This is a genomic window from Paraglaciecola mesophila, from assembly GCF_009906955.1.
In the GTDB taxonomy this organism is placed as follows: domain Bacteria; phylum Pseudomonadota; class Gammaproteobacteria; order Enterobacterales; family Alteromonadaceae; genus Paraglaciecola; species Paraglaciecola mesophila_A.
On record NZ_CP047656.1, the window covers coordinates 4,032,141 to 4,057,488 of the forward strand.

Sequence of the window (25,348 nt, forward strand, 5' to 3'; positions counted from 1 at the left end):
AGCGGCGAATATGGCTATTGATAGGCTGTTCTCACTCTTTAATAGCTGAGAAAAAGCTGCTAACGTGAGTTTCATTACATTTATGAATGGAGTAACAATGAAGATTACGCAATTTGCACTAGGTTTCATGCTCGCATCCAGCGCCTCGTTAGGAGGGATGTTGGCGAGTCACGCATTAGCTCAAGAAGCAACTGTGAAGCAATCGTCAGCTGGGTTTTATCGAACGCAATTAGGCCAATTTACCGTGGTAGCCCTAAGTGACGGCACAGTAGATTTGCCTATGGATAAGCTACTCCATCAAGACGCTGAAAAAACCAAGCAACAATTAGCAAAGATGTTTTTAAACGTACCTACTGAAACTTCAGTGAATGGTTATCTTATTGATACAGGTAATGAAGTGCTGCTAGTAGACACTGGCGCTGGCTCTTTATTCGGCCCGACATTAGGTAAGATAACAAGCAGTTTGCAAGCCGCTGGATATTCTCTTAGTGATGTAAATCACATATTGATTACGCATTTACACCCTGACCATGTCGGTGGTTTATCAAAAGGCGGACAACGCGTGTTTGAAAATGCCACGATACACGCCGGTCAGGCTGATCTCGATTTTTGGTTAAGCAAAGCTCAAATGGCAAAAGCACCAAAAGACAGTAAAGGATTTTTCCAGGGCGCCATGTCGTCGCTTAACCCTTATGTTAGCGCTGGTAAAGTCAAAGGTTTACAAGGTGATGAGCAGATTGTGCCTGGCATTCAAACTGATGCAACCCATGGGCATACGCCCGGCCATACCTCGTACGTGGTGAGTAGTGAAGGGCAGGAAATGTGGGTGATTGGCGATCTTATTCATGCTGGAGCTGTGCAATTTCCTCATCCTGAAACCACAATTGATTTTGATTCAGACCCTGAACAAGCGAAAGCACAACGCCTACGTGTTTTTTCTACTATCGCTAAGAGAGAAGCCTTGGTCGCTGGTGCCCATTTGCAGTTCCCTGGTTTAGGACATTTACGTAAAACCCAAGACGGATTTAATTGGGTACCTGCAAATTACCGCCGTCTTCGTGAGTAGGCTAGTAAAGGATTTTTATAGCGGTAATTTTTATATTTGTGGCCCGAACGGTTTTATGGCATTTATCAAAAAGCAGTTGCTAGAGCTGGGTGTTAAAGAAGCACAGATTCACTATGAGGTATTTGGTCCACATAGCGATTTATGATTAAAACGATGGGCAGCAGCGTGAGTCTTGCATCATTGTTGCAGCCCACTGCATTTTATAGCTGAATTTTTTGATAAAAATGAAGCGTGGTTTCTAACTCGATACTGCGTTTACTTGGCAATACATTGCTAACTATTTTCTCGCAAATTGGCAGCTAGAGTGGCTAAAAGGGATTCATTCTGGCGGTGATATCGCGCAGCAAATGATAGCTGAGCTTCTGAGCTTGTTTGGCGTTTAAATCAATCTTTGTTTTCGCTATCTTACTTTTGGCGGGCTATCTAGTGTGGCATACTTTACGCTAATCGCGCTTGTTTCCTGCTATTCATTGCCAAATTTCACAATTGGAGCCTTATGCCCGCCCTTAAACGTCTTGACCAACTGTTGAGTAATCTAGGCTATTGTAGCCGTAAAGAAGTTCGCTATTTACTTAAAGACAAACGCGTAACGGTACAAGGTCAATATGCAAATTCTCCTGCCCTTAAAGTTGCGCCTGAGACGGTACTGGTAGATGGCGAAGTGCTTGATACACCTGAAGGGATTCTTGTTATGCTCAACAAACCGTTGGGCTATGTGTGCAGCCACGATAGTGCAGAAGGTATGCGCATATATGACCTATTACCTGCACGATGGGAATCAAGAAACCCTAAAATCGTCAGTGTAGGGCGCTTAGATAAAGACACCACTGGTCTTATTTTGGTGACAGACAACACCCAGTTAGTCCATCAGTTGACCTCACCTAAACACCATGTAGACAAACTGTACGAAGTCACTGTGGATCGTCCTCTGCAACCTGACATCATCGATGCATTCGCCCAAGGGGTGGTACTGGGCGATGGCGCCGAACAATGCTTGCCGGCAAAAGTAGAGATAATCAGTGAAAATATCGCTAACGTAACGCTAAATGAAGGTAAGTATCATCAAGTGAGAAGAATGTTTGCCGCTTGTGGCTATCATGTAGAAGCGCTACATCGCCACCAGTTTGGCCCGTTTTCTCTGCAGGACTTAATGCAAGGTGAATGGCAAGCGGTCACGCTTCCTTGCTAAGTAAGCCGCAATAACGATAAACCAATCAGATTAGGATGTGAGTTGAAAATACTAGTCAACGAGCTTAACGCTCGTCGAAAAGACAATTTTAAAATTGGACCGCTTTTAGCTCACTTGTGCATACTCGCCTCAGGCTGACTTTCGCTTTGCGAATTGTTTAGTAACCGCGCATTCGTATGCTTGCTCAATTCCCGCGTATGCGGGGCCAAATGCCGCTAAGCCTTTCTCAGTAGTGAACTCTTTCGGGGCCGGTAAAATTACAACCGCCACATTGGCACCCACGCGGTGATGGGGGTTGGTTACAGGTATGTTTTTATCCAGATCCAGTATGCAGATTAAATCAGGAATGGTCACATCCACCACGCCATTTAGGCGCGCTACCATGTTCTCGTTTTTTACCTCAATAGAATAGATTGTGCCTTTGTATTCGCCCTGACCTTGGATATGAATTACCCCTAACGTGAATCCATCTTTGGTTTCAAAATGAAACTTTTTAACGTTACCGCGAAATGCCACAAAACCTGAGGCACATTCGGCAATAGCATTTGCGATATCATCCTGTGTTTTTGCAGCGCGTCGCATTGTTTGTCCGATGGTTAATGCTTTGCTAATCGTGCCGGGAATAACCGCGCCGCGAAGCCGCTCCACGGGCAGGGCGTGATCGATAGCTGCAATGTCATTGCGACTAACCATAGCAAGGGCGCGCACAACACGCTCAGCGCGTTGATCATCGGCAACGTTTTCACAGATAAAGCACTCGCCAAACTCATTGGCCGTTACGATGGGCGCAGCAGGCAAGCCATTGAAATAATAGGTTGAGTGAGTGATTTCAGGTACGGCGCGCCCAGCTGGGTCCGCATCAATAATATAACCGTCAGTCATGGCGGCTAAATAGAATGAGATCGCGGTATTTGAGCCACCTAGTTCACAACAAATAGTGCCGTAATAGTCGTCTTCCGTTAACGCTTTTAGGCGTTCATAGGCCACCAACATGGGAATAGTGTTCACTCTCGGTAGTTGAGCGTATTCACGTTCTTCTTCGCTAGAAATAGGCGTGAGCGCGCCTAGCATATAAGGTGTACATAGCTTTTCACCAGCAGGTACTTCATTTAGGTCTACCATAGTGAACGTTTTACCTTCTGCAAAGGCGGCTTCAATGTAGCCGAAACCCTCGCTAAGCTCCCCACCGCCACCTGTACCTAACACTGCGCAGCCGTGCAAAATATCTGATATGTCTAAACGGGTTAACACTTTCATTTTCAATCCTCTATTGCACTGAGTTTTAATTATTTGCGCAGTGCGAACTGTGTCTATAAACGCTTAATGTTAGCGATATGGCACAATTTATTTGTCGGCGAATCAGTGCGTTGCCCGCACAATTTGTTTGAATGCCTTTCGTAATACAAAAAGATATTTCGTCTTTGGTATTCAGCCCGAGTTAAATTTGCTGTGGGACACTGATCGTATTGCGTGATAGCAGATAGTAAGTGGGCAAGGTAAGCAGAACCGCATCAAACACCTCTATCGTGGTCAGGGTGATCCACCCTTGATTTGACGCCGTCGAGGTCGCTATCCCCACCATCCACGCGATAATCGCCCGTTTATTCACTTGTTTGTTGTGTTCTAAGAGCGCCAATGAGTATTTTTCACCACGCCTGACAATGAAAAAATCCACCACATAGATAGCGGCGACCGGCGTAAAAATGATGGACAAACCAAATAAGAAATTAGTGAAGTTGTCGAGTAGGTTAAATGAGGCGACCACAGTGCCTAAAAGCCCAGCAGCCACAATGCACTGCCACTCTTTACATTTAGGGAATATTGCAATAATTCCCAAGCCGCAGCTGTAAAGGTTAATCACGTTGGTAACGCAGCAGGAAATAAGCAGTAAGAAAAACGCCAAACCGCCCAAGCCTAACACCAGCATCACTGAGAGGATGTCACTGTCGGCCACCACAATGCCAGCAAACGCGGCGACAACATACACAAAGGAGTTGATTAATAAAAAGGGTAAAAATGAGGCGTACACGGTATCAATGGGTTTGGCCGCATAGCGGCTGAAATCCGGCATTAGTACCACGCTGACGATGAAGCTACCGACGACAGCAGACACCCCCTCGCCAAAGCTAAGTGAAGCGCTCACTTCCTCAGGCGTTGGGTTAGTGTCAGCATAGCCAAAACTACGCACCAATAAATACATAACTATGGCAAACAAAATTGGCACCAGTAAATTGGTAATACGCTCTATAGTTTTAAAGCCCCATATAGTGATAACCGTGATCAACAGGCCAAATAACACTTCAAGCTGCCATGCTTGTGCGGTTACCTCAGCGTGCGTGAGCAATAGTTGTTGACTCACTTGGCTGAATAAGTCCACGTTAATGCCATACCAACCCAGTAAAGAAAGAACAAAAGCGAGGTTAATAACGTTAGCGCCTGAGCTACCAAATACGAATTTAATGGTCATACAAGATGAAAAACGGTTATGCATACCGACCAATCCGGTGACTGTTCCAAGCACGGCGAGTGCAAAGCCGCCAAGTAAGAACGCGAAAATGGATTGTTTTAGCCCCAAGGCATCACCGAGTTCGATGCCGGTAATGAGGCCAGGCACGGCAAAAGCCAGCCCCCCATTTATCATGCCGATACCAACACCATTTACCGTCTCGCTTTGCGGAACGGGCGTTGTGGCGTAATCATTTAGTGAAGTGGTACTGGGTGATATATGTTCGTCTGTCATTATGATACGGCCTATAAAAAACAGCCTCCAAATAGAGGCTGTGAAAATGCTTAGCTTATTTCAGGGAGGCTAAGCATGTCGACACTAAAAGCGGTATGAGGCTTCCACTCCGTAAGAGCGTGGCTTATTTGGCTGCCTTGCAAACTCAGTTACCCCATCGTCATACAAAAAGATATCTTGAATAGCGCGTTCATCTGTTAAGTTATTAACGAACAGTTGTACCGTCCATTGTTCTGACCTCAGGCCGATACTGGCATCGATAAAACGATACTCAGAAGAGCGAATTTGCGGTTGGCTGATATCAAACGATTTTGGCCCGTCTATTTGCAGTGCCGCTCGTGAGGTTAACGTCCAGGTATCATTTAATTCTGCTTGGTGCGTTGCAGATAACGTCGCGTTATATTCAGGTACCCAAACCATAGTTTCACCCTCCAAATAAGCTTGCTCGTTAAAACGTTTTATTTCTGAGTCCACCCAACCGGCACTAAGACGAATATCTAGGTTTTCATTGGCTGCAAACCCTAGCTCCAACTCTAAGCCTTGAGTATCGACACTATCAATGGCGAGATTTTCCAATGTATAGGTATCCACATTGAATACAGTGACTTGGGCGTCTTCTTGTTCGATACGAAATGCCGCGCCGTTTAGGGTGACAGTGTTGTCAAACAAGGTGCTTTTAAAGCCCGCTTCATAACTATCGGAGACTTCTTTATCAAACGTGCGACTTATCCCTTCGGCAGGCTCGTTGAAGCCTCCACTTCTAAAGCCCTTGGAATAACTTGAGTAAATGAGAACGTCAGAAGTTGCCTGATAGGCAAGGGTAACTTTCGGTTGTGACTGACTAAAGGTTTTGGCCGCGAAGGTGTCGGCAGCAAAATTGGGGTCGAATGATTCGCGTTTATCTTGGTCAAAACGCAAGGCACCCGTAAGCTCCAATTTATCCGTAATATCATAGTTAATTTGACCAGATACCGCCCAAGCTTTGCTACTGTTTTCATCGGCGATAACCAAATAAATATCATCGTCGGTAAAATCACTGCGAGTGCGCGGGCTGTCGCCTACGAAGTCATCGAAAAAGCTCACTGCACTGTCTCGTTGCCTGTCTTGATAAAACAACGAGGCTGCCCAACGTAAAGGTTGGTCGCTTTGTGAGGTAAAGCGGCTTTCTACGGTAACAGACTCCACATCAAAAATACCCTGGGTGCCAAATGGAGCGCGAAAAAAGTCCTCTTCATCAATGAAAGTCGCGTCGGCCGAATAGTCGCCATCGTAAAAATGCGCATTTTCAGACTTACTGTAAGCAGTGATAAATTCGAAGGTGCCAAGGGCGTAATCTTGGCTGAGCCGTGCGCTCAATTCATACACATCTCGCTCGTCACGATTAGCAATGTTTTGCGATGTCTGTATGGAAAAATCTTCAATGGTGTCTTCAGTCACCCCTTGATAATAGGCGAACCCAGCGGTGCTGGTAGTGTAGCGTCCTTTTATGTTTAGGCTGGTGTCGTCAAATAAATCAAATTGCAACTGACCGAAAATAGAGTCTTCATCTAGCGCGTCGGCTTCGTCGTTTAAAAACCTATTGTCGATTAAGCCGTCACTGCTTTTGGTGTAACCACCCATTCTAAAATAAGCCGTATCTTCTTCATTTAATGAGCCTGAGAGCACACCACTTAGATGATATGCATTGCCATTGCTATAAGTACCCTTAATACTACCTTCAAAATCTTCGATAGGTTGTTTGGTGGTGATAAGTACCGCTCCCCCGACGGCTCCGCGGCCATACAGTGCCCCTTGCGCACCGCGCATGACTTCAATACGCTCTACATCGACTAAATCTTGGTTAATAAACTCAATATCTGATGCTGTGACGCCATCAACTACAAAAGCGATTGGAGGGTCACCCACCTGAGGCGTGATCAAACCCCTAATGGTAATACGCGACAGACCAGGGCGAAAATTATCTAACTGACTTAAATTAGGGGTCAGGTCGGCTAAATCTTGAAAGTTACTGATCCGTGCATTCTCAATCATCTCAGATGAAAATGCAGTAACGGAGTCTGGCACTGACTGAATCGATTCAGTGCGCCCTCTGGCAGAAATAGAAATTATTTCTAAATCGTTCTGCTGAGCTTGTTCCGAGGCGGTGGGTGAGCCAGTATTTTGCGCGTGAACGTCAGGAATAAGCGATAGACTGACGCAAAGCGCAAGGGTAGATTGAGTAAATGACTTTAGTTTGTTGTGCATATTAACGCCTCAGTGGGAGTTTATTTTTATAATGAACAGTTCCAACGCTGCTCAAATTTTGAGTCATTTAAGTCTCCATAATTGACACAAAATAATATTTTGTTGTTGATGCATTCAACAGGCATTATTTTTTGAACGCTTGACCACAAACGCACGTTTTTGTTTGAACCGGCTTTTCACGCCAAAAAAAGCGTAACCATCAGGTAATAAGATGAAAAAAACGATAAAAATCGATAGCTACAACCGTAAAATTTTGGCGACACTTCACTTGCAAGCGGATTTAACCAATATTGAACTATCCGAAAAAGTGAATCTGTCACCAAGTGCCTGTTTTCAAAGAGTAAAAGCGTTAAAAGATGCAGGCTACTTTAGAGCTGCCCATGCAGACGTTAATTTAGACCAATTGTGTGAACATGTACTGGCCTATATCGAATTTACCTTTGAGAACAATACGGCAGCTACTCGTAGACGCTTTACTGCCGTAATAGAAGAAATGCCGCACATTATGGATTGCATGCAACTTAGTGGTGATGTGGACTATATTTCTTTGAGTTGCTTTCCTGATATCAAAGCCTTGAATGCTGCCTGTAGTGAACTTAGCGATAATCCAGAGTTATCTATTAAGCATATTAAAACCCGCATCGTTTTGGACAGAGCAAAGTGGTTTCTGGGCTACCCTCTGGCGCACCTAAAATGGATTGACGAAAGTCCTGAGTATTAACACTAAGGTAGAGGTAAGGAAAACCGCTCAAGTACGCTATTTGATTTGATAGCGCATGCAAATACCAGTGACTTTCATTTTTCTGTAAACAAAGGAAAATATAATCCCGCGGTTTTACAACATGCCTACGACCGCTTCCGGCGACAAAGTAACGGGTTTTGGTCATTTTCTACTAATAAAGTCTAAATAATCGACGATATAACAAAAGAGTTTGTGTACTGAGTGTTCACTATGTCATTTATTTTTGGGTTTAGTGGCTTAATGTGAAATTGCACTTAGGTGTTAAGTATTTGAAATAGGATAAATCTTGGTACTATGAAAAAGTTAAGCTCGAAAGTCTTAATTGTGCTGGTGGTATTTGTTACGGTTCTCAGTGCTATTTCTGCATTAACAATCAATAATCTCAACTCCCATGTTGATAAATACAGCGACTTATTAGAACGAGATGTCAAAGCCACATTATTGATCGATACGATCAACCTGACTTTTAAGCGTCAGGTACAGGAGTGGAAAAATGTATTATTACGCGGCAAAGACAGTGCCAAGCGTGATAAATATTGGAACAGCTTTCTCGCTCGACACAAAGAAATCAGCCAGCATTTATCGGCATTTCAACATATTGAAGTAAGTGAGTCGGTACGTCAGCAACTCAACACCTTTGCCCGTCAGCACAGTGCCTTGCTTACTCAGTATCAACAAGGATATAGCGCTTTTATCAATGCAGGTTTCGATCCGTACGTGGGTGACAATGCCGTCACTGGGATTGACCGCGCCCCAACCAAATTGCTTGAAGCCCTAAGTGCACAAATAAGCGCTCATGTGATTGCGCAAAATGAATCACAAAATCGACAAGTCGCTAGTTCATTATGGTGGGGAAGCGTTAGTTTAATGTTGGCCATAGTGTTGGGTGTGGCTATTTTGTTGTGGTGTATTAAGGCTTTAGTGACAACACCGCTACGTCAATTGAGTGGGCATATTTATGCAGTGAGCCAAGGCAAGCTTGCAGCGCCTATGACCTTTGAGCGCAATGATGAAATTGGCCAAATGGCAGAATCGGTAGAATCCTTGCGAGTAGATTTATTGGAGATTTATTCTGGTCTAGGGGCAACTCAACACGACTTGGATAAAGTGTGTTTTAGTTTGGTGGATAGCGCAGGGGCAATCAGCCAAGGCGTTACCGAACAAAATCAAGGCACTACCAGTGTGCAAGAAGCGGTACAGCAGTTATCAGGAGTAGCACAAACCATTGCTGAATATGTGCATCATGCTGCGGACTCTGCCACACGAGCGAGTGACTCAGCAGTGACCAGTATTGCTGTTATGCAGCAAACTATTGAAACGATTTCTAGCTCATCTAGGCAAATCGAAGACACTGCAAAGGTTATTTCTGACTTGAATGAAGATGCGCGTAAAATCGGTTCAGTGCTTGATGTAATTCAAGGAATTGCAGAACAAACCAATTTGCTTGCATTAAACGCGGCAATAGAAGCAGCCAGAGCAGGAGAGCATGGGCGCGGGTTTGCTGTGGTGGCGGATGAAGTTCGCACGCTCGCCGCTAAAACCCAGCAGTCAACGGAAGAAATCCAACAAATGATTGCCAACGTGCAGCAAGGCACAACAGATGCCGTAAACGCCATTAGCCAAGGCCAAGATAAAACCAAGTTCAGTGTAGATAAAGTGTTAGAAGCTGACGGAAATTTAAAATCAGTAACAAGTGCTATCGAAGAAATTGCGGATATAAATCAACAAATTGTTAATGCCATTTCACAACAAAGCAGCGTAACTGAGCAGATATTGAGTCACCTGGAAGAACTAAGCCAAATTGCAGCGTTAAATGGTGAACACGCGCAGTCTTGCGATGAAGACAACCTGACCTTAATGGACGTGAAAAACCGCATGGCCACGATTATTCAAAAGTTTGTTCAATAGTCGTTAAACGGCAACCTAGGTTAACGCTTTCGGCTTTGCTCATTCCTATTGAAAACGTGATAAAATCTTCACAAACCAGTTAAATAATGCAGTTACGTTATAACGCTTAGCTGCATTCCCCCTTCTTAGAGTTGATACATGTTAAAAAAAATAATGCTGCTGGTAGTTCAAGGCTTGCTGGCTGTTGTGCCCATTACGCTTACTATTTATGCCCTGTACTGGCTTATAACAAGCGTTGAGCGCACCCTAACACCGATTATTCCAGCGCAATATTACTTCCCAGGTTTGGGTGTGGTAACGGGGATAGCGCTACTATTTTTCGCCGGTTTACTGGTTAACGCTTATGTTATTAAAGTGCTGCTACGCTGGGGAGAGCGCCTTTTTGAGCGTATTCCTTTGGTCAAAACCTTTTATGGGGCTATCCAAGATGCGGTAAATTTAATCAACGTGGGTAAGCAACAAAAGATGCAAAGTGTGGTGTCGGTTCAAATTAGCGACAGTATTCATTTAATCGGTTTTGTGACTAATCTCGAAGGCGGAAAAACGTTATTCAAAGACGAAGAGAAAATCGGTGTTTATATTCCTTTAAGTTACCAAATCGGTGGCTACACCTTATATATAGACCGCAGCAAAGTGACGCCACTGGACATAGACGTCGAATCAGCCATGCGTATTGCATTAACCGGGGGCAGCCAATCTAAGAATGATTTTGATAAGCGAGACAATAAAACTGATTAACCCTTAAACAGTGTTTTGTTCGCAACCTAGCTCTGGTGTCTGCAAATGCAGGCGTTTAGGGCGGTTCTCACCCGAGTGAAAAGAGGCATTTTTAGCCCGTAAAAAATGCACGCCTTGTGCAATAAATTCCCACCCTCTTTCGTAAGGCTGTCTTGCATTGGATAGCTCAATCTTACAGAGGCCCCATGTATGCTAGTCATCGCCGCATATTCGACGTGTGGCATAGCCATTGCTTTATCTCTAGTAAGTCGCTAACCAAGATAAATTTTCTAATTTTGGTTAGAAGGATTGTAGCCAACGTGGTTTACCCAGTCTTTTGATTGCTACCGCCACAAAATTGTAAGGGGATGAACATGGAAAATGCAAAAACGACGACATCAAAAAATACAACGAATACGGATTCGCCAGTGTCAAAACGCGCTCAAGAAGCATTGCACGATTCGGTTGACGCGGTCGCTGGCAAAGCGGCCAAAGCAGAAAAGTCAGTACGTGACACCGCCCAGCGCTCAGCTGAATCGTTAGGTGAAACCCATGACAAAGTGCTTAAGCAATGGAATGGTTCACAGGTGCGCCGTTTCGCCAGCGAAAACCCAGTTGCTACAGTAGGGATCGCATTTACTGCGGGTATGTTATTAACATCGTTACTACGTAAGCGCTAGTCAAATGGATATGCCTAACCCGGACAAGGAGCGTGTGGCTGAGGGTCAAGATCCTCAGCAAGTTGAGCTAATTAAGGAAATCATCGGGGCGGCTACTGATGCCGGTAAGCGTTACCAGCATCAATTGGTATTGGCCAAAAACATGGCAAGGCGTGAGTGGAAACTATCTGTTCGCGCTTTGTTGCTGGTATTGGTTGGCGTGTTGTTAATTGTTGCGGTTGTTTCCACATTATGGCTGACCCTTAACGCGACACTGGCCATGGGCTTGTTCCAGCTAGGATTGCATTGGATATGGATAGGCAGCGGTATTTTACTGTTAAACGGCTTGGTATTGGTGGGCATAGTGTCTACGATCAGAGCGTTGCTGAAACATATCGGCTTTACTCGAGCTTGGGATGCTTTAACGCTGAGTTTGAAACAGTCAGATGCTTCAGCGACTAAATCATCTTAGGGTAGTGGTATGAGTAGCCAATTCGCTAAGTACGATAGAGGAGTCTGATGATGGTAGTACGACATTTTTTGAGCCGAGTGTTGCTCGGACGACGACTCACAACGGTTGAACAAATAGAGCAGCAAGCTTATGCCAACCAACAAATGATTTTGGCAAGAAAAGAGCAAATTATCAGTGCCAACAAAGAGTTTTGCCGACAGCCCGCTACGCCGATTGCGGCATTCGCTACGGGCGCTGCAGCTGGCATGCTGAATAATAAAAAGCCAGCAAGTTTACCTTTAGTCATGCGCATTGTGGGCATGACTGGATTATTGTAATGATAATCATCAATCCACTCTTAGCATTCGCTGAGTAGATGGAACCAGTTTTGTAGGAGTCACACGTCTCACCAAAGGCAATATTCCTCTGCCGCTTTTCTGTGACTCCTTTTTTATTCCACTGTACCTCGCCTGCTGTCATTACTGACGGTAGGCGACAGTGTGCATTGTTAGGTTCTAGGAAAACACGCTGGATATAACTGCGTAGAGCGCAAACCTAGTCGTTTCATTAGCAAGGCTAACCGCCTAAAATCAGAAAAGGATAAGTGACAGCAAAGTAGAGCTTGGTAAGGGATCCTGATGGGTTTGATATGGCGGTAGTTTTCGAAAGTAGCGCAAGCATACCGTCGAAAACTACCGCCTTTGGCATCTGAAAACGGTGTGCAGAAAACCAAACGTTAGGGGCTAGAAAGAGCCAATTACCCCTTCTCTGCGTTTGTCTGCTGCCCCTTCAAGGCTACCATCGGGCCGGCGCATAATCACGCTCAATCCAGAATTCTCGCCTTTTGAAGCGTCCACATCAAAGCCCATGTCTTGCATGGCTGAAATCAGAGAATCGGGTGTTAGGTCTTTTTCTAAACGGACCGTTTTACCTCGGGCGACCATATTTGGTAAGTCGACGGCAGACTGAGGATCTAAGCCCCACTCAAATACGCCCACCATGGTTTTTACCGTATACGCGATAATGTTGTTGCCGCCAGGTGAACCTGTCGCCATTAAGAAAGCACCGTCTTTATCCAATACAATTGATGGCGACATAGATGAACGTGGGCGTTTATTAGGGGCCACGGCGTTAACGATGGCGTTGCCATTTTTATCATGATGTTGAAACGAAAAATCGGTCAGTTGATTGTTCAAAAACATCCCAACTACCATGCGAGTCGTACCAAAAATACTTTCAACAGTAGCGGTCATAGAGACTACGTCGCCTTTAGTATCCACAATGACAAAGTGAGTCGTACCATGCACATCTTGAGTGGCATCAATACCAGCGGTTTTATCGCTAGGGATGTCGTTATATGCCCATGGATCACCAACGGCGTAGGTTTCAGGTGTTGCTTTATCGGAGATAAGCGTAGCGCGCTTGGCAAGATATTCTTTATTCAACATGCCGTTAATGGGCATGTCTACAAAGTTCGGGTCAGCGACGAACTGGTCTCTGTCTGCGTAGGCTAATTGTTGAGCTTGAGCGAGTACGGCCCAATTTTTAGGATCATCAGGGCCAGCAGCACTTGGGCGAGGACCATTCTCTAAAATCCCCATGATCATGCCTACGGCCAACCATGAAGATGGGGGCGGCGCGCCACATATTTGCGTATCACGATAATCTTGGCAAAGCGCAGTACGTTTAACCGGCTGGTAAGCTGCAATATCTTCAGCCGTTAATGAACCCGCTCTTGGTTGCTGCTGGACCATAGCGGCAATTTTCTTTGCGATATCGCCGTGATAGAACGCCTCAGGGTCATTGGCAATTATCTCTAAGGTTCTCGCATACTCAGGGTTTTTCAATACATACCCAGTTGGGTGAGGTTGACCTGCTTCATCAAAGAAATACTCGTGGGCATCGGTCGGCCCTTGATCTGGGGTGCTAGGGATATATTTACCAAAGCGTTCTAGCATGCCGTGCAGGCGAGGGGATATTTCAAAGCCGTCAGTGGCGAGTTTATGGGCATAGTTGAACAAGCTTTTCCACTCTAAGGTGCCTTGGTCTTTATGGGCCATTGACAACATAGCGACTATGCCTGGAACGCCCGTAGACAAACCACTGGTTTTGGCTTGAATAAACGGCATGGAGTCGCCATTTTCCAGCATAAACATATCCGGCGTGGCACCACTTGGTGCGGTTTCACGGCCATCATAAACCGCCAAGGATTTACTCTCATTGTCATAGTGCACCATGAAGGCACCACCAGCTAAGCCAGAGCTTTGCGGCTCCACTAGGCTTAACACTGACTCAATGGCAATGGCTGCATCGACCGCTGAGCCACCTGCACGTAATACTTCTAACCCAGCAGCAGTCGCATGAGGATTGGCGGTGACCACCATGGCTTGATGTTTGGGTTGTTCTACTGTTGTTTGCTCAATCTGCTTTTCTGCTGAGCTGCAGCCCAAAAGACTGGCGGATAACACCCCGAAGGCAAGTATATGAAACTTCATTGTTTGTTCCCGATAGTTATTATTTTGTGTTGAAATTAAAGAGGCGAGAATCACTTTTGAACGGTTTCAAAATGCGCAGTACACCCAACAGACGATACTAATATGTATCACCCACCAATTTTCTATCACAAATAACCAGTTACTGACAATGGACTGACAAAAAATGAAACCTAATTGCTCTTTAAACTTACAAATAAGCGCCTTATTTTAAATAAGCTCAGAAAAAACGCTATTCACGTTATCGATTTTCATCGATTGGTATTATGCTGGGGAGCACGATGCGCTCACCTCATCTAAACCTCAAGAGATAGTTTTATTATGTCTAACATGCACTTATATATTTACGACCACTGCCCATACTGCGTGATGGCCCGTATGCCATTTGCTATGAAAAACGTACCTGTTGAAATAACCGTGTTACTTAACGACGATGAAGCAACGCCCATATCAATGATAGGAGCTAAAGCATGCCCAATTTTAAAGAAGCCAAATGGCCGCTTTATGCCAGAAAGCATGGATATAGTGAGCTATATTGATCAACTTGATGGTAACCCAATATTTTCTCCTTCAGCTAACAGAGCGGACATTTCGGCTTGGTTGAAAGACGTCAACCCATTGATTAAGCAGCTACTCTACCCAAGGTGGATCACCTCACCAGTCAAGGAGTTTCAAACTCAAGCTGCTGTTGATTATTTCGTTAATAAAAAAACCAAAGAAATTGGCTCTTTTTCTGATGCATTGGCCAGTAGCAAGCAACTTATAAAAGAATTAGAGAGCCAGTTAGAAAGATTGACAAGCCTATTACACAGTGAAACGGGTGTGAATGAGCAGCTTTCTATTGATGATATCACCTTATTTGGTCGACTAAGGGGCATCACCTTAATCAAGGGGCTGACAATACCGGTAAAAATACGTGCGTATATAGACTACTTTTCTACAGCCTGTAGCATTCCATTGTTTTATGATGCAGCGCAATGATGTGCTGCAACTACCATGCTCAGTGCTGAATATAATTAAGCTCATTTGATACCCCATTGAAAAACCTTGTTGGTAAGAGGATTGTTTTTTGCTTCAGGTAATACCCTATTTAGCGCGGATATTTTTTTGTATTTCGACTTTAATTAGCTGTACTGGTGTGCCGGTTGTCACCGCAAAAAATGTATGTCATATCATCTATGATGCAGGAAGTAGCGGCACGCGTTTATTTATATATGAACAAACAGGCACAAATCTGATTACCCATAGCGGCCCGAAAGTGGGCGCTCTTGCTGACCCTTTGCGTGGCGTTACCGATAGCCATATAACGGATATCGACAGCATTGTTGGTCGTGTTATCAGCTCATTAGACCTAATGAGAAGGGACGGGGAACGATATAACGGAGAACCCGAATGGCTAGGCTTTGATTGGGTCAATCAATGCAATATAGCATCAGCAAAAATATATGCTACTGCCGGTATGCGTATCGCAGAACAATCTAATCCCGAAGGCAGCCTAGCTATGTGGCAAGCCCTAGGGTTAAAGTTGGCCGCCAAAGTTGGACCAGAGGTGTTAGTTGAAACAAAAACAATCAGCGGATTCGAAGAAGGCTTGTTTGCTTGGTTAAGTCTACAAGATACAGGTGGAACGACTGATTTTGGGATGGTTGAAATGGGCGGCGCCTCATCACAAGTGACCTTCCCTTGCCCAGATTGCTCACCAACCAATGATGCCGTTAAAAAGGTCAGGGTAAATGGCAAACCGATACAGATATACAGCTATTCTTATCTGGGCTTAGGCCAAGATGAAGCCCCTAAATCACTGACCTTTCCCGCTATTGATCCTGTCCCTCCAAATTGTGCTTTTGGGGTAGGGGATGGGCTAAAAGATTGGAGTGTTGCACGTTGCGCCGATGAAATTTTACTTACCGTTAAAGGCGCCAGTTCAGCGCTAAAAGACCCGTATAATTATTCATCGTCCATAACACAAGGGGCAAAAGGCACCGATGGAATTAAAGAGGGACAGAAAATAAGAGGAACCACGAATACCTTGCCCAATTCCCTGAAAAATATTTCTAAATGGACGTTAACTGGAGCATTTAACTATAGAAAAGAAACGGACATTAACGAATGCTGTTTCAATAAAAGTAGTGCGTGCTATAAACCTCAAAGCGCTTGCTTTACCCCTATTTATTTAGATAAATATTTGCAAACTCTTGATATTCCCCTAGCTAGAACCACGACCAAAGAAGAAAGCTGGACGCGAGGCGCAGTACAGTGTGAAATCGAAAACTGCTTAGCGGAGGTGGCGACGCCGCCGGTATGTCGCTGGATGGCATCTGGCTGTTTACAGCACTGATAACGGTTAAATCAAGCGCCTCTACTTTGATATTTTTGATAGGATCCAGGGCTAAATAGACTCGATTGTAAATTTAATGAGCCAAGCATTCATATTACGAGATTACCAAACGCAAGCGGTCGATGCTGCCCTAGCGCACTTTAGGCGAAGCAATGATCCCGCTGTTATTGTATTGCCTACCGGGGCAGGTAAAAGCTTGGTTATTGCTGAATTGAGTCGGTTAGCTAAAGGCCGTGTTATCTGCCTTGCCCACGTCAAAGAATTGGTTGAGCAAAATCACGCTAAGTTTCTTGCGACTGGCTCGCAAGCAGGTATTTTTTCAGCAGGGTTAGGCCAAAAAGACAGCAACACAAAAACCACCTTTTCCAGTATTCAATCATTGTCGGCAAACTTAGATGCGTTTCACGCCCCTGCCAGCTTAATTATTATTGATGAATGCCATCGAGTAGGCCTAGAGGATAGTGCTCAATACAGTAAGACGTTGGCACATTTTCGCAGTTTGAACCCAGATGTAAAAATGCTTGGGTTAACTGCTACGCCTTATCGACTAGGCAATGGTTGGATTTATCAGCATCATTACCATGGCTATGCACGGCCCTCAGCTCAGTCTTTTTTTAAAAAGTGTATTTTCGAGCTTCCGTTGCAGTACATGGTTAAGAATCAATATTTAACGCCACCCATTCATTACGATGCTGCCGTTGCTCACTATGACTTTAGTTTGCTAACAGAAAGCTTAGACGGTGAGCAAAACACCGATGATATCGCCTTAAATGAGCTCATTCATCAACACCCGAGAGTGACGAAGGCCGTGACCGAGCAAATACTGCAGCTGAGTCAAGACCGCGAAGGGGTCATGATTTTTGCCGCCACAGTCGATCACGCAAAAGAAATCTGCGGTTATTTACCCGAACAGCAAACCGCCTTAATCACCGGCGCAACAAAGATTAAGCAACGTGACGCGCTCATCACTGCCTTTAAAGGCAAAAAAATTAAATACCTTGTGAACGTATCGGTATTAACCACAGGCTTTGATGCACCTCACGTGGACGTGATTGCAATTTTACGCCCCACGCAATCTATCAGTTTATTTCAACAAATTGTTGGCCGCGGCTTACGCCTCAGCCCAGGCAAGAAAGACTGTTTAGTGTTGGACTACACCAATAACGGTTACGATATTTTTCAGCCCGAAATTGGCGAGAAAAAGCCGACCCCAGACTCCATTGCCGTGCAAATTCACTGCCCTCAATGCGACTTTGCCAATGCATTTTGGGGACGAAAAGACGCACAAGGTCATATTCTTGAACATTTTGGCCGCCGCTGCCAAGGCTTGATTGACACCCCAGTTGGTGAAACTCAGTGCACTTATCGCTTTCGCTTTAAACACTGCCCTTATTGTAATCAAGAAAATGACATTGCTGCCAGACAGTGCCAGCACTGCAATGAGAAGCTCATCGACCCTGACGATATATTACGAAAAGCGTTAAATTTAAATAATAATAAAGTACTGCGCTGCGCTGCTATTACCCCTGTGATCAACACAGCAGAAAAGAGTATAAAAATCACCTATCACGACGAAGATGGCCTGACATTATCAGAAACGTTTCGCTTCAATTATAAAAAAGCGCGGCAACGCTTTAACGATTTATTCGCACGAAGAATAGCCAGCGGCACCCAGTCGGTTTATTTCGACTCACTTAACGAGTTGCAAGACTTTTTGCCTTATCTGCCAACGCCTGACTTTGTGATAGCCAAAAAGCAAAAACACCATTGGCAAGTCACCGAACGATTATTTGATTACCAAGGCCCTTATCGTAAGGCCAACTCACTTGGCTAGCGCATCGTTGCGCTAGCACTTCATGCCTCGAATTGGCTATGTTTAGGCCTTTGGCACCTAAACTGAGGCGGGCTCCTTAGGTGATTCTTTAGATGCCTCATGGGCTGATAGCGCTGAGCCACTGCGAAGGTATTGCATCACAGCGAGCAAGATAACCAAGCTAGAGAATATTAACGCATAGCGAAGAGATTCAATGCCAAACTCAGGGGCTAAAAAGTCACTGACCATACCTGTCACAACAGGGCCACAACCTAGGCCGACGATATTAAGAATAAAGAACAAGATCGCAGAGGTCATCGCGCGCATAGACGGTTTCACCAAGTGATGGGAAATCGCAATAGTCGGTCCAAGGTAGCAAGAGCCAAATACATTACTAATGAAGATACACACGAGCACCAAAGTCAACGAGTCTAGGCTTAGTGCCAACAAGCTAAAGGGAACAGAAAGGAGCACCCCAATAGCAGGTACCCACAAATACCAACGTAAATTCATTTTACCGAATTTATCAGCTAAAAAGCCGCCACTAAGTGCGCCAATCACACCGGAAAAGCCAATGATAAGCCCTAATGAAACCCCTACTTCAGCGATGCTCATACCATGACTACGAATGAGAAAAGAGGGGATGAACGTCAGGGTAGAATAACCGGTAAACGCACAGAAGCCAGCTGCAAAGGCCGCGGTGCGAAAGGGTTTAGACTTCCACAAAAAGCCTAAGGTTTGTTTGAAGGTATATTTCTCGCCAACGTTCGGGTCAGACACCATACCTGAGCCACCGCGAGGGGGCTCTTTTAAGGTTAAGCGCACCACAAGGGCCATTAATATACCGGGCAACCCAACGGCGAAAAATGCCATACGCCAACCAATCTTATCTGCTAACCAGCCACCTAGTAAAAGGCCAACCAAGATCCCCAGGTACAGCCCCATACTGTAAATAGACATGGCGGCACCGCGCTCTTCAGGCTCGTAATAATCAGAAATCATCGAATGGGAAGGGGGACTTGCACCGGCTTCACCAATCCCCACCCCAATTCTGGCTAGCAGTAATTGGGTGTAGTTTTGCGCCAAACCTGACACAGCGGTCATACCGCTCCAAATGAGTAAGGCTAGGCTAACAATATTGCGCCGATTACCCACATCAGCCCAGCGGGCAATGGGAATGCCCACCACCACATAAAACAAAGCAAAAGCGAAACCGGTTAATAACCCTAGCTGGGTATCGGACAGGCCAAGCTCGGCTTTAATCGGTTCTTGTAAGATGACCAGAATCTGGCGATCAACAAAATTGAAGATATAAACCAAGGTAAGAATAAACAGGACATAGCGTCGATAACTGCGTGTTTCCGCATTCATAAGAAGATTCTCAAGTAGCGATGGCTGATAGGAAAATCGAGTATGCCGACTAAATTTTATCCGCTCAAGCATCAGAAATGGTCGTGAGGGTGCTCACTGGGCACTACATAAAATGCTAGTTCGTTTACAAGTCAGTAACAATGCGGTTACTGGGTGGTTACAAGTTGAAAGCTAAGCATCTATTTTTATTATGAATGAACAATTATACCGGTTGTTTTGCTTACTATGTGCTGCGCACACCAAGCATTCGCGTTGCTCACCGTCATCCATGACGTTTTTCAAGCCTCATCCATGAGGCCCGACATACTTTTCTTCAACAGCTAAGAAAAGTACGCAAAAGAAGCCGCCCTCCAGCAAGTCACTGATCCCTGCGCGTCTCGTCTGACACTGGTCGTGAAAACGCGTTCCCGACGCGGCTTTCACTCAGATTGCTCCCGGCAATCTGACCAGCGTTAGCCTTCGATGCTCGGGGTGACTTGAGTCGGTGAACAAAGCATGCGCTTCGCTTATTTATGGCCTTCGGCCACACAGCACAGCTTCGCTGTTTACACACTGCGTGTGCCAAGCATTCGCGTTGCTTACCGTCATCCATGACGAGTATGACTCTCGTCCCTACGAGCCAGTGACTTCTTTTCAACAGCCAAAAGAAGTCACCAAGAAAGGCCGATCTCCAACCAATTTTTTGATCCATATTTTTAATCGACTTCAATGTCAGACCGGCGAAAGGAAACATCCCTGTAGAGCTCTTCGCCTTGTCCAGACGTCCCTGTCTGAACATCTGTCAAGCCGAAGAAAAATATGGAAAATTGGAGTCGTGAAAAAGCCAAAGCATGCGCTTCGCGCACAGGGATTACGCTTAGCCGAACCACAAAAATTAGTGATAAAGAGCACCACCTAAAACTGTTTTTTGCACAAATTCGTCACGATTTCCGGTAAACAGCAAGATCTTGGAAGTTTTCCGTGTTTCTACAACAACGAGTTTAAGAAATGGAAAAAATTTAACCTGTACAACAAGTTACGGTGTATGCTAAAAAAGACAGATAAGGAAAGGCGGAAAAATGCCGTGATTGCATCCGCGTATTAAATGCGGAATTTTTCCGACTATTAATATTGTTATACATAAAGGATACGTATGGTTGATATTGCAATATTAGGTTCTGCACTAGGCAGTATTAAAACGGCAACAGATATTGCTAAATTAATAAAAAATAGTGGTACTTCTTTAGAGCAAGCAGAAGTTAAGCTCCAGATTGCAGAGCTTATAAGCTCTTTAGCTGATATAAAAATGGAATTGGCAGATGTTCAAGCCATTTTAATTGAAAAAGATCAATTTATTACAGAGCTTCAAACTCTACTAAATATGAAAGAATCGGTTGTTTGGTCTAAGCCTTATTATTTCGTAGAAAAGGGCGGAGATAAAGATGGTCCATTTTGCCAACAGTGCTATGACAACGAGAAAAAGCTAATTCGTCTTCAAGGTGGTGGTACTTCTTTCTGGAAATGTTTAAGTTGTGAAGGTATTTACAAAGATTCAAATTATCAGTCACCTGGATCAATAAGGTTTGGTTAGCTGTGTTTATGTATAAAAAAAGCTTAAAACAGAAAAGCACTCGCTGGACTTCGTCCAAAGAACTCGCGTTTTCTGTTTAGCTTAAGCGTTATGGGGCACTCAAAATTGGTGGTGATTCAGGTAGATGAGTAATAACTTTAATCTTAAAAATACAAGTTCCAATATCAAAATTATCATTGGCGAAAACGGAACTGGTAAAAGTGCTCTTTTGAATGAGCTTTCTTTAGACTACCTAAATGACAATAAAACAGTCATAGCGATAGCAACCTCTATACATGATAAGTTCACTTCAAGGCGAAGAAAATTCCATTTCTATGGTGGTCGCCAAGGCCGAAACATGGTTGAAAGAACAATCAAAAAATCATTATTAGGCGATTCCTACAGCGATGTTGATAGGGTTAAATATCTAATAAACGCTTTGGAATACGCAAAATACTCGCCAAGAATAGGAATAAAGGTCGAAGGATTTGAGTCGGACAACATAGAGTCGCTACATCTTGCAGCGAAAGAAGATGAGCGTCTTTATGATGTTTTAAGTTTAATAAAAAAATACCAGGAACCATTTTCTAGAGAATCAGTTGTTGCTATAAGCCTATGGGCAGTAACTAAAGAAAACAACAATGTCGCGGGCTTTGCTTTGTCAGCATTTATACGATACGAGAGAATTTTAAAAAAATATAAAATTATAAAAAGATTTAGAACTTACCTGTATAGAGAAAACTCTGAAATAGCATTAGCTAATGCTAGCTCAGGTGAATTGATGATCATCTCAATGTTGGTTCATATTTCTTCATATATTGATAAAGACACTGTAATCCTTATTGACGAGCCTGAAAATAGCTTGCACCCGAGGTGGCAGCGTAAATATATAGATATGATCCTGGATGTTTTTTACTTATTTCAACCAAAGATCTATGTGGCCTCACATTCACCTCAAATCATTCCATTAGATAACGCTTTATACAAAATATTTACCCCAAGAAATGGACTTGTTGTAGAGGTTGACGAAAAGGCAAGTAACAATGAAGAGTTGCTTTCAGAGGTCTTCGGAGTGATTACTCCTGAAAATAGGTTTTTATCTAACAAAATGGTAGAAACAATAAATGATTTTGACGCGAATAACATTAAATATAGCCATGCATTACAAATCATAGAAGGGTATAAAAACAAAGTTTACGACACTAGGCAGATTACTTTCTTAGAAGGTGTTAATGAGATAATTGAAAAAATCAATAATTCAAGGACTTCTAATGCCTAATAGACCAACATTTACTGACCTAGAGAAAAGTTCTATGCAGGCAGCATCTCTCATTGGCCACACTGGATGGGATAAAAACCCATCATTAACTTCTTTAAAGGATAAAATTAAAAATTTTGGATTAACAAAAACAGAGGATAGATGCTGCTATTGTGGTAGGAATATACATGGAGAGTTTCGAATGGTTATAGACATCGAACATATCCTACCAAAGTCATTATTTCCAAAACAGATGTTTAAAGGTAAAAATCTTTCAGCCTCATGCAAGCGCTGTAATATGAATATAAAAAAGTCAAAAGTTGACTTTCTCGAAGGAATAAATGTCGGTCATACAGGAACACTACTGCGCTCAAGGTACTATAAAATCATTCACCCCAATTTAGATAACTATGACTCTCATTTACTGCTGATAGCAGGGCAAGTTGGTCGTAAAGTTATGTTGAAGTATTCAGTTGTAAATAGCAGTTATAAAGGTGCGTTCACTTACGAGTATTTTAAATTAGACCGTCTGGAAAAAAATAATTTTGACATGGCGCAGGGCAACCGGCCTAGGGTAGAAATAGAGAACCCCGAATTGCAAGAAGCTTTTGATGCCATAGCCCCAAAACATAATTAACAAGACAGCCATTGGAATTAACAAGACATCCATGTTAATTCATTTCAAATCCGCACTCGAAAACGCAGCTTTCCTAGCGGCGTAGCCGTTGCGTTTATCTTTTTCAACCGACTCAAGTCACCAGAGCATCGAAGACTAACGCTGGATGAATGACATGGATGTCATAATTAACAAGACAGCCATTGGAATTAACAAGACATCCATGTTAATTCATTTCAAATCCGCACTCGAAAACGCAGCTTTCCTAGCGGCGGAATGAATTAACAGGACACCCATGTTAATTCATTTTAAATTCGCACTCGAAAACGCCGCTTTCTTAGCGGCGTAGCCATTTCTTTTTTTCTTTTTCCACCGACTCAAGACACCCAAAGCATCTCAGATTTTAGTGCGCGTAGCGCATGTTTTGGCTTTTTCACGACTCCAATTTTCCATCTTTTTAATTGGCTTGTCAGATGTCCAGACATGGACGTCTGGACAAGGCGAAGTGCTTTACAGGGATGTTACCTTTCGCCGTTCTGGCATTGAAGACAATTCAAAATATGGATCAAAAAATTGGTTGGAGATCGGCCTTTCTTGGTGACTTCTTTTGGCTGTTGAAAAGAAGTTACTGGCTCGTAGGGAGGAGAGTCATACCCGTCATGGATGACGGTGAGCATCGCGAATGCATGGTGTGCGCAGCACATGCTACGTGGCCGAAGGCCATAAATAAGCAAAGCGCATGGTGAGCACCGCGAATGCTTGGTGCGCATAGCGCATGCCCTACGCGCAGCGTAATCTCAGTGTGCGCAGCACATAAGTGAGCAAAGCGATTGCTTGGCACACGCAGTGTGTATGCAGCGAAGCTGTGCTTCTAGGCCAAAGGCCATAAATAAGGGCTGGTGTGTCTGAAATTCCTTTGCTTAATACTTAAACGGCTCTGGTTTGACACCACATAATTTACTAAATACAAAAACATCGGCACATACATTATGCACCGATGTAAGACTTTCAGGGGTAAGGGGATAAGCCTTAATCTTCCTTACGGTAAAGCGTTATCAAACATATCGCTAAAAGTAACGTTGCTACCACGCCTGAGGCACCAGCAACACCTGAGGGAAGAAATCCGTCGCGGCCAAAGGTAATTAAAATCCCGTTGGCAAACATAGCAACTACACCCGCTAACGTTGTCACGCCGCCTATCGCTTTGCTACCTTTAGCTAAACTTGCCATTCCGAAAACAATGGCTGCTAATCCCAATAACATTTTGGCTGCGTAGTAAATCATGAAAGACAAGGCTACCACACCACCAATTAAAGGCTGTGCCCCTTCAACGCTACCTGCAACTTTGCCAAATGTTGAAAACAAAGTCAGACCAATACTCACCTGCACTATGTTAATCGCAGCACTAAATGCTATAGCCGACCATCCTAGTTGACAGTTTTTTGCCTGCACCATAGATGCACCGGCAAAAGCAACAAGAACAGTAAATATTAATGCTTCTAGCCCCCATAAAACTTGCCTTGAAAAGCTAACTTCAGCAACATAAAGGGCAGTATAAATAATCTGTGTTATTGCCACCAATAATACTAAAGATGCTGTCATTAGCATGGTGCGTTTGTTCGTAAACTCCATCGTGTACCTCTAATAGTTTAAAATTTAACGTTTTTTCATAGTTCTATTTTACTAGATTCGCCCTAGCGGATATGGCTCACCACTAATAAGTAGCAACTCACTAAAACGTTCTAAGAAATAGTTTTTATGTTGGATTGCATAAGACAGGGGAAGTTATTTAATTCTTTCACCTGGCAGCTAAACAGCATTCAAATATTATTTGCTCAGAAACTGATATCCGAAAACGCCACTCTATCTGAGGGGTAGGTACTACCTCTGGCGACGTAGTCGCTGCTTTGGTTCACGACTCCAATTTTCCATCTTTTTAATTGGCTTGTCAGATGTCCAGACAGGGGTGAGCCCGAGGCTCTTAGGAGCAACGCTCCTATCGGGTGAATGATTCGTCATGGATGACGATAAGCGCAGCGCATGCTTTGTTCACCGACTCAAGTCACCCCGAGCATCGAAGTCTAACGCTGGGTTAATGACATGGATGTCATTCAAGTGAAAGTCGCGTCGGGAACGCGTTTTCACGACCAGTGTTAGATGAGACGCGCAGGGTAAAGTGACTTGCTGGAGGGCGG

20 protein-coding genes and 1 pseudogene are annotated in these 25,348 nt (G+C 44.0%); 15 read left to right on the top strand and 6 right to left on the bottom strand.

The window, feature by feature from the left end:
- Positions 1–97 precede the first annotated feature (97 nt).
- The 3 genes and pseudogenes from FX988_RS17165 (at position 98) to FX988_RS17175 (ending at position 2,255) form a co-directional block, all read left to right on the top strand.
- Positions 98–1,066, top strand: a complete 969-nt coding sequence (locus FX988_RS17165) for an MBL fold metallo-hydrolase (RefSeq protein ID WP_160181319.1) — start codon at positions 98–100, stop codon at positions 1,064–1,066.
- A gap of 22 nt (positions 1,067–1,088) precedes the next feature.
- Positions 1,089–1,211 (top strand): annotated as a pseudogene (locus tag FX988_RS21780) (NO-inducible flavohemoprotein); the annotation flags it as partial.
- A 351-nt stretch (positions 1,212–1,562) separates the two neighbouring features.
- The gene (locus FX988_RS17175; RefSeq protein WP_160181320.1) at positions 1,563–2,255 is read left to right on the top strand and encodes a pseudouridine synthase; all 693 of its coding nucleotides are present in this window, start codon (positions 1,563–1,565) and stop codon (positions 2,253–2,255) included.
- A gap of 129 nt (positions 2,256–2,384) precedes the next feature.
- Here FX988_RS17175 and FX988_RS17180 read toward each other — a convergent pair whose 3' ends face one another.
- From FX988_RS17180 to FX988_RS17190, 3 genes are all read right to left on the bottom strand, one after another.
- Positions 2,385–3,512 carry a DUF917 domain-containing protein gene (locus FX988_RS17180; RefSeq protein WP_160181321.1) on the bottom strand — a complete coding sequence of 376 codons (1,128 nt, stop codon included), beginning with the start codon at positions 3,510–3,512 and terminating at the stop codon, positions 2,385–2,387.
- 181 nt (positions 3,513–3,693) lie between these two features.
- Positions 3,694–4,995 (bottom strand): cytosine permease, encoded by a 1,302-nt coding sequence (locus tag FX988_RS17185; protein ID WP_160181322.1) that lies wholly within the window; start codon positions 4,993–4,995, stop codon positions 3,694–3,696.
- An 84-nt stretch (positions 4,996–5,079) separates the two neighbouring features.
- On the bottom strand, positions 5,080–7,239 hold the full coding sequence (locus FX988_RS17190) for a TonB-dependent receptor (RefSeq protein ID WP_160181323.1): 2,160 nt from the start codon (positions 7,237–7,239) through the stop codon (positions 5,080–5,082).
- A 211-nt stretch (positions 7,240–7,450) separates the two neighbouring features.
- Here FX988_RS17190 and FX988_RS17195 point away from each other — a divergent pair, with 211 nt between their 5' ends.
- The 6 genes from FX988_RS17195 (at position 7,451) to FX988_RS17220 (ending at position 12,054) form a co-directional block, all read left to right on the top strand.
- Complete coding sequence (locus FX988_RS17195; RefSeq protein ID WP_160181324.1) at positions 7,451–7,960, top strand: Lrp/AsnC family transcriptional regulator; 510 nt, start codon at positions 7,451–7,453, stop codon at positions 7,958–7,960.
- Between the two features lie 315 nt (positions 7,961–8,275).
- A complete protein-coding gene (locus FX988_RS17200; protein ID WP_160181325.1) occupies positions 8,276–9,889 on the top strand; it encodes a methyl-accepting chemotaxis protein in 1,614 nt (537 codons plus the stop codon).
- Positions 9,890–10,027: 138 nt separating this feature from the next.
- Positions 10,028–10,627, top strand: coding sequence for a DUF502 domain-containing protein (locus tag FX988_RS17205; RefSeq protein WP_160181326.1), 600 nt, complete (start codon positions 10,028–10,030; stop codon positions 10,625–10,627).
- Between the two features lie 353 nt (positions 10,628–10,980).
- Positions 10,981–11,286: a DUF883 domain-containing protein gene (locus FX988_RS17210; RefSeq protein WP_160181327.1), complete on the top strand. Its 306-nt coding sequence runs from the start codon at positions 10,981–10,983 to the stop codon at positions 11,284–11,286.
- Between the two features lie 4 nt (positions 11,287–11,290).
- Positions 11,291–11,737, top strand: a complete 447-nt coding sequence (locus FX988_RS17215) for a hypothetical protein (protein WP_160181328.1) — start codon at positions 11,291–11,293, stop codon at positions 11,735–11,737.
- Between the two features lie 47 nt (positions 11,738–11,784).
- Positions 11,785–12,054, top strand: a complete 270-nt coding sequence (locus tag FX988_RS17220) for a hypothetical protein (protein WP_254700650.1) — start codon at positions 11,785–11,787, stop codon at positions 12,052–12,054.
- 405 nt (positions 12,055–12,459) lie between these two features.
- On the opposite strand, the gene ggt is transcribed toward FX988_RS17220, so the two are convergent.
- A complete protein-coding gene (ggt, locus tag FX988_RS17225; protein WP_160181329.1) occupies positions 12,460–14,211 on the bottom strand; it encodes a gamma-glutamyltransferase in 1,752 nt (583 codons plus the stop codon).
- 318 nt (positions 14,212–14,529) lie between these two features.
- Between ggt and grxB the strand changes: the two genes are divergently transcribed.
- From grxB to FX988_RS17240, 3 genes are all read left to right on the top strand, one after another.
- On the top strand, positions 14,530–15,189 hold the full coding sequence (gene grxB / locus FX988_RS17230) for a glutaredoxin 2 (RefSeq protein ID WP_160181330.1): 660 nt from the start codon (positions 14,530–14,532) through the stop codon (positions 15,187–15,189).
- A 157-nt stretch (positions 15,190–15,346) separates the two neighbouring features.
- Positions 15,347–16,546, top strand: a complete 1,200-nt coding sequence (locus FX988_RS17235; RefSeq protein WP_160181331.1) for a nucleoside phosphatase — start codon at positions 15,347–15,349, stop codon at positions 16,544–16,546.
- A gap of 76 nt (positions 16,547–16,622) precedes the next feature.
- The gene (locus tag FX988_RS17240) at positions 16,623–18,380 is read left to right on the top strand and encodes a DEAD/DEAH box helicase (RefSeq protein WP_160181332.1); all 1,758 of its coding nucleotides are present in this window, start codon (positions 16,623–16,625) and stop codon (positions 18,378–18,380) included.
- A 57-nt stretch (positions 18,381–18,437) separates the two neighbouring features.
- Here FX988_RS17240 and FX988_RS17245 read toward each other — a convergent pair whose 3' ends face one another.
- The gene (locus FX988_RS17245) at positions 18,438–19,730 is read right to left on the bottom strand and encodes a spinster family MFS transporter (protein ID WP_160181333.1); all 1,293 of its coding nucleotides are present in this window, start codon (positions 19,728–19,730) and stop codon (positions 18,438–18,440) included.
- 1,132 nt (positions 19,731–20,862) lie between these two features.
- On the opposite strand from FX988_RS17245, the gene FX988_RS17250 reads away from it, so the two are divergent.
- The 3 genes from FX988_RS17250 to FX988_RS17260 all read left to right on the top strand — a co-directional run bounded on the left by FX988_RS17250 (position 20,863) and on the right by FX988_RS17260 (position 23,174).
- Positions 20,863–21,300 carry a hypothetical protein gene (locus FX988_RS17250; protein ID WP_160181334.1) on the top strand — a complete coding sequence of 146 codons (438 nt, stop codon included), beginning with the start codon at positions 20,863–20,865 and terminating at the stop codon, positions 21,298–21,300.
- Positions 21,301–21,424: 124 nt separating this feature from the next.
- A complete protein-coding gene (locus FX988_RS17255) occupies positions 21,425–22,558 on the top strand; it encodes an AAA family ATPase (protein WP_160181335.1) in 1,134 nt (377 codons plus the stop codon).
- Positions 22,551–23,174, top strand: coding sequence for an HNH endonuclease (locus FX988_RS17260; RefSeq protein WP_160181336.1), 624 nt, complete (start codon positions 22,551–22,553; stop codon positions 23,172–23,174). Before FX988_RS17255 ends, FX988_RS17260 begins: the two co-directional genes overlap by 8 nt.
- Positions 23,175–24,182: 1,008 nt before the next feature.
- Here FX988_RS17260 and FX988_RS17265 read toward each other — a convergent pair.
- Complete coding sequence (locus FX988_RS17265; protein WP_160181337.1) at positions 24,183–24,785, bottom strand: thiamine biosynthesis protein ThiC; 603 nt, start codon at positions 24,783–24,785, stop codon at positions 24,183–24,185.
- Positions 24,786–25,348: the final 563 nt, after the last annotated feature.

Bases quoted from the DNA above. Each gene is read 5' to 3' on its own strand.
- FX988_RS17165 (WP_160181319.1), top strand. From the start codon at position 98: ATGAAGATTACGCAATTTGCACTAGGTTTCATGCTCGCATCCAGCGCC.
- FX988_RS17180 (WP_160181321.1), bottom strand. From the start codon at position 3,512: ATGAAAGTGTTAACCCGTTTAGACATATCAGATATTTTGCACGGCTGC.
- FX988_RS17175 (WP_160181320.1), top strand. From the start codon at position 1,563: ATGCCCGCCCTTAAACGTCTTGACCAACTGTTGAGTAATCTAGGCTAT.
- ggt (WP_160181329.1), bottom strand. From the start codon at position 14,211: ATGAAGTTTCATATACTTGCCTTCGGGGTGTTATCCGCCAGTCTTTTG.
- FX988_RS17215 (WP_160181328.1), top strand. From the start codon at position 11,291: ATGGATATGCCTAACCCGGACAAGGAGCGTGTGGCTGAGGGTCAAGAT.
- FX988_RS17200 (WP_160181325.1), top strand. From the start codon at position 8,276: ATGAAAAAGTTAAGCTCGAAAGTCTTAATTGTGCTGGTGGTATTTGTT.
- FX988_RS17205 (WP_160181326.1), top strand. From the start codon at position 10,028: ATGTTAAAAAAAATAATGCTGCTGGTAGTTCAAGGCTTGCTGGCTGTT.
- FX988_RS17260 (WP_160181336.1), top strand. From the start codon at position 22,551: ATGCCTAATAGACCAACATTTACTGACCTAGAGAAAAGTTCTATGCAG.
- FX988_RS17245 (WP_160181333.1), bottom strand. From the start codon at position 19,730: ATGAATGCGGAAACACGCAGTTATCGACGCTATGTCCTGTTTATTCTT.
- FX988_RS17185 (WP_160181322.1), bottom strand. From the start codon at position 4,995: ATGACAGACGAACATATATCACCCAGTACCACTTCACTAAATGATTAC.
- FX988_RS17265 (WP_160181337.1), bottom strand. From the start codon at position 24,785: ATGGAGTTTACGAACAAACGCACCATGCTAATGACAGCATCTTTAGTA.
- FX988_RS17250 (WP_160181334.1), top strand. From the start codon at position 20,863: ATGGTTGATATTGCAATATTAGGTTCTGCACTAGGCAGTATTAAAACG.
- FX988_RS17210 (WP_160181327.1), top strand. From the start codon at position 10,981: ATGGAAAATGCAAAAACGACGACATCAAAAAATACAACGAATACGGAT.
- grxB (WP_160181330.1), top strand. From the start codon at position 14,530: ATGTCTAACATGCACTTATATATTTACGACCACTGCCCATACTGCGTG.
- FX988_RS17255 (WP_160181335.1), top strand. From the start codon at position 21,425: ATGAGTAATAACTTTAATCTTAAAAATACAAGTTCCAATATCAAAATT.
- FX988_RS17240 (WP_160181332.1), top strand. From the start codon at position 16,623: ATGAGCCAAGCATTCATATTACGAGATTACCAAACGCAAGCGGTCGAT.
- FX988_RS17195 (WP_160181324.1), top strand. From the start codon at position 7,451: ATGAAAAAAACGATAAAAATCGATAGCTACAACCGTAAAATTTTGGCG.
- FX988_RS17190 (WP_160181323.1), bottom strand. From the start codon at position 7,239: ATGCACAACAAACTAAAGTCATTTACTCAATCTACCCTTGCGCTTTGC.
- FX988_RS17220 (WP_254700650.1), top strand. From the start codon at position 11,785: ATGATGGTAGTACGACATTTTTTGAGCCGAGTGTTGCTCGGACGACGA.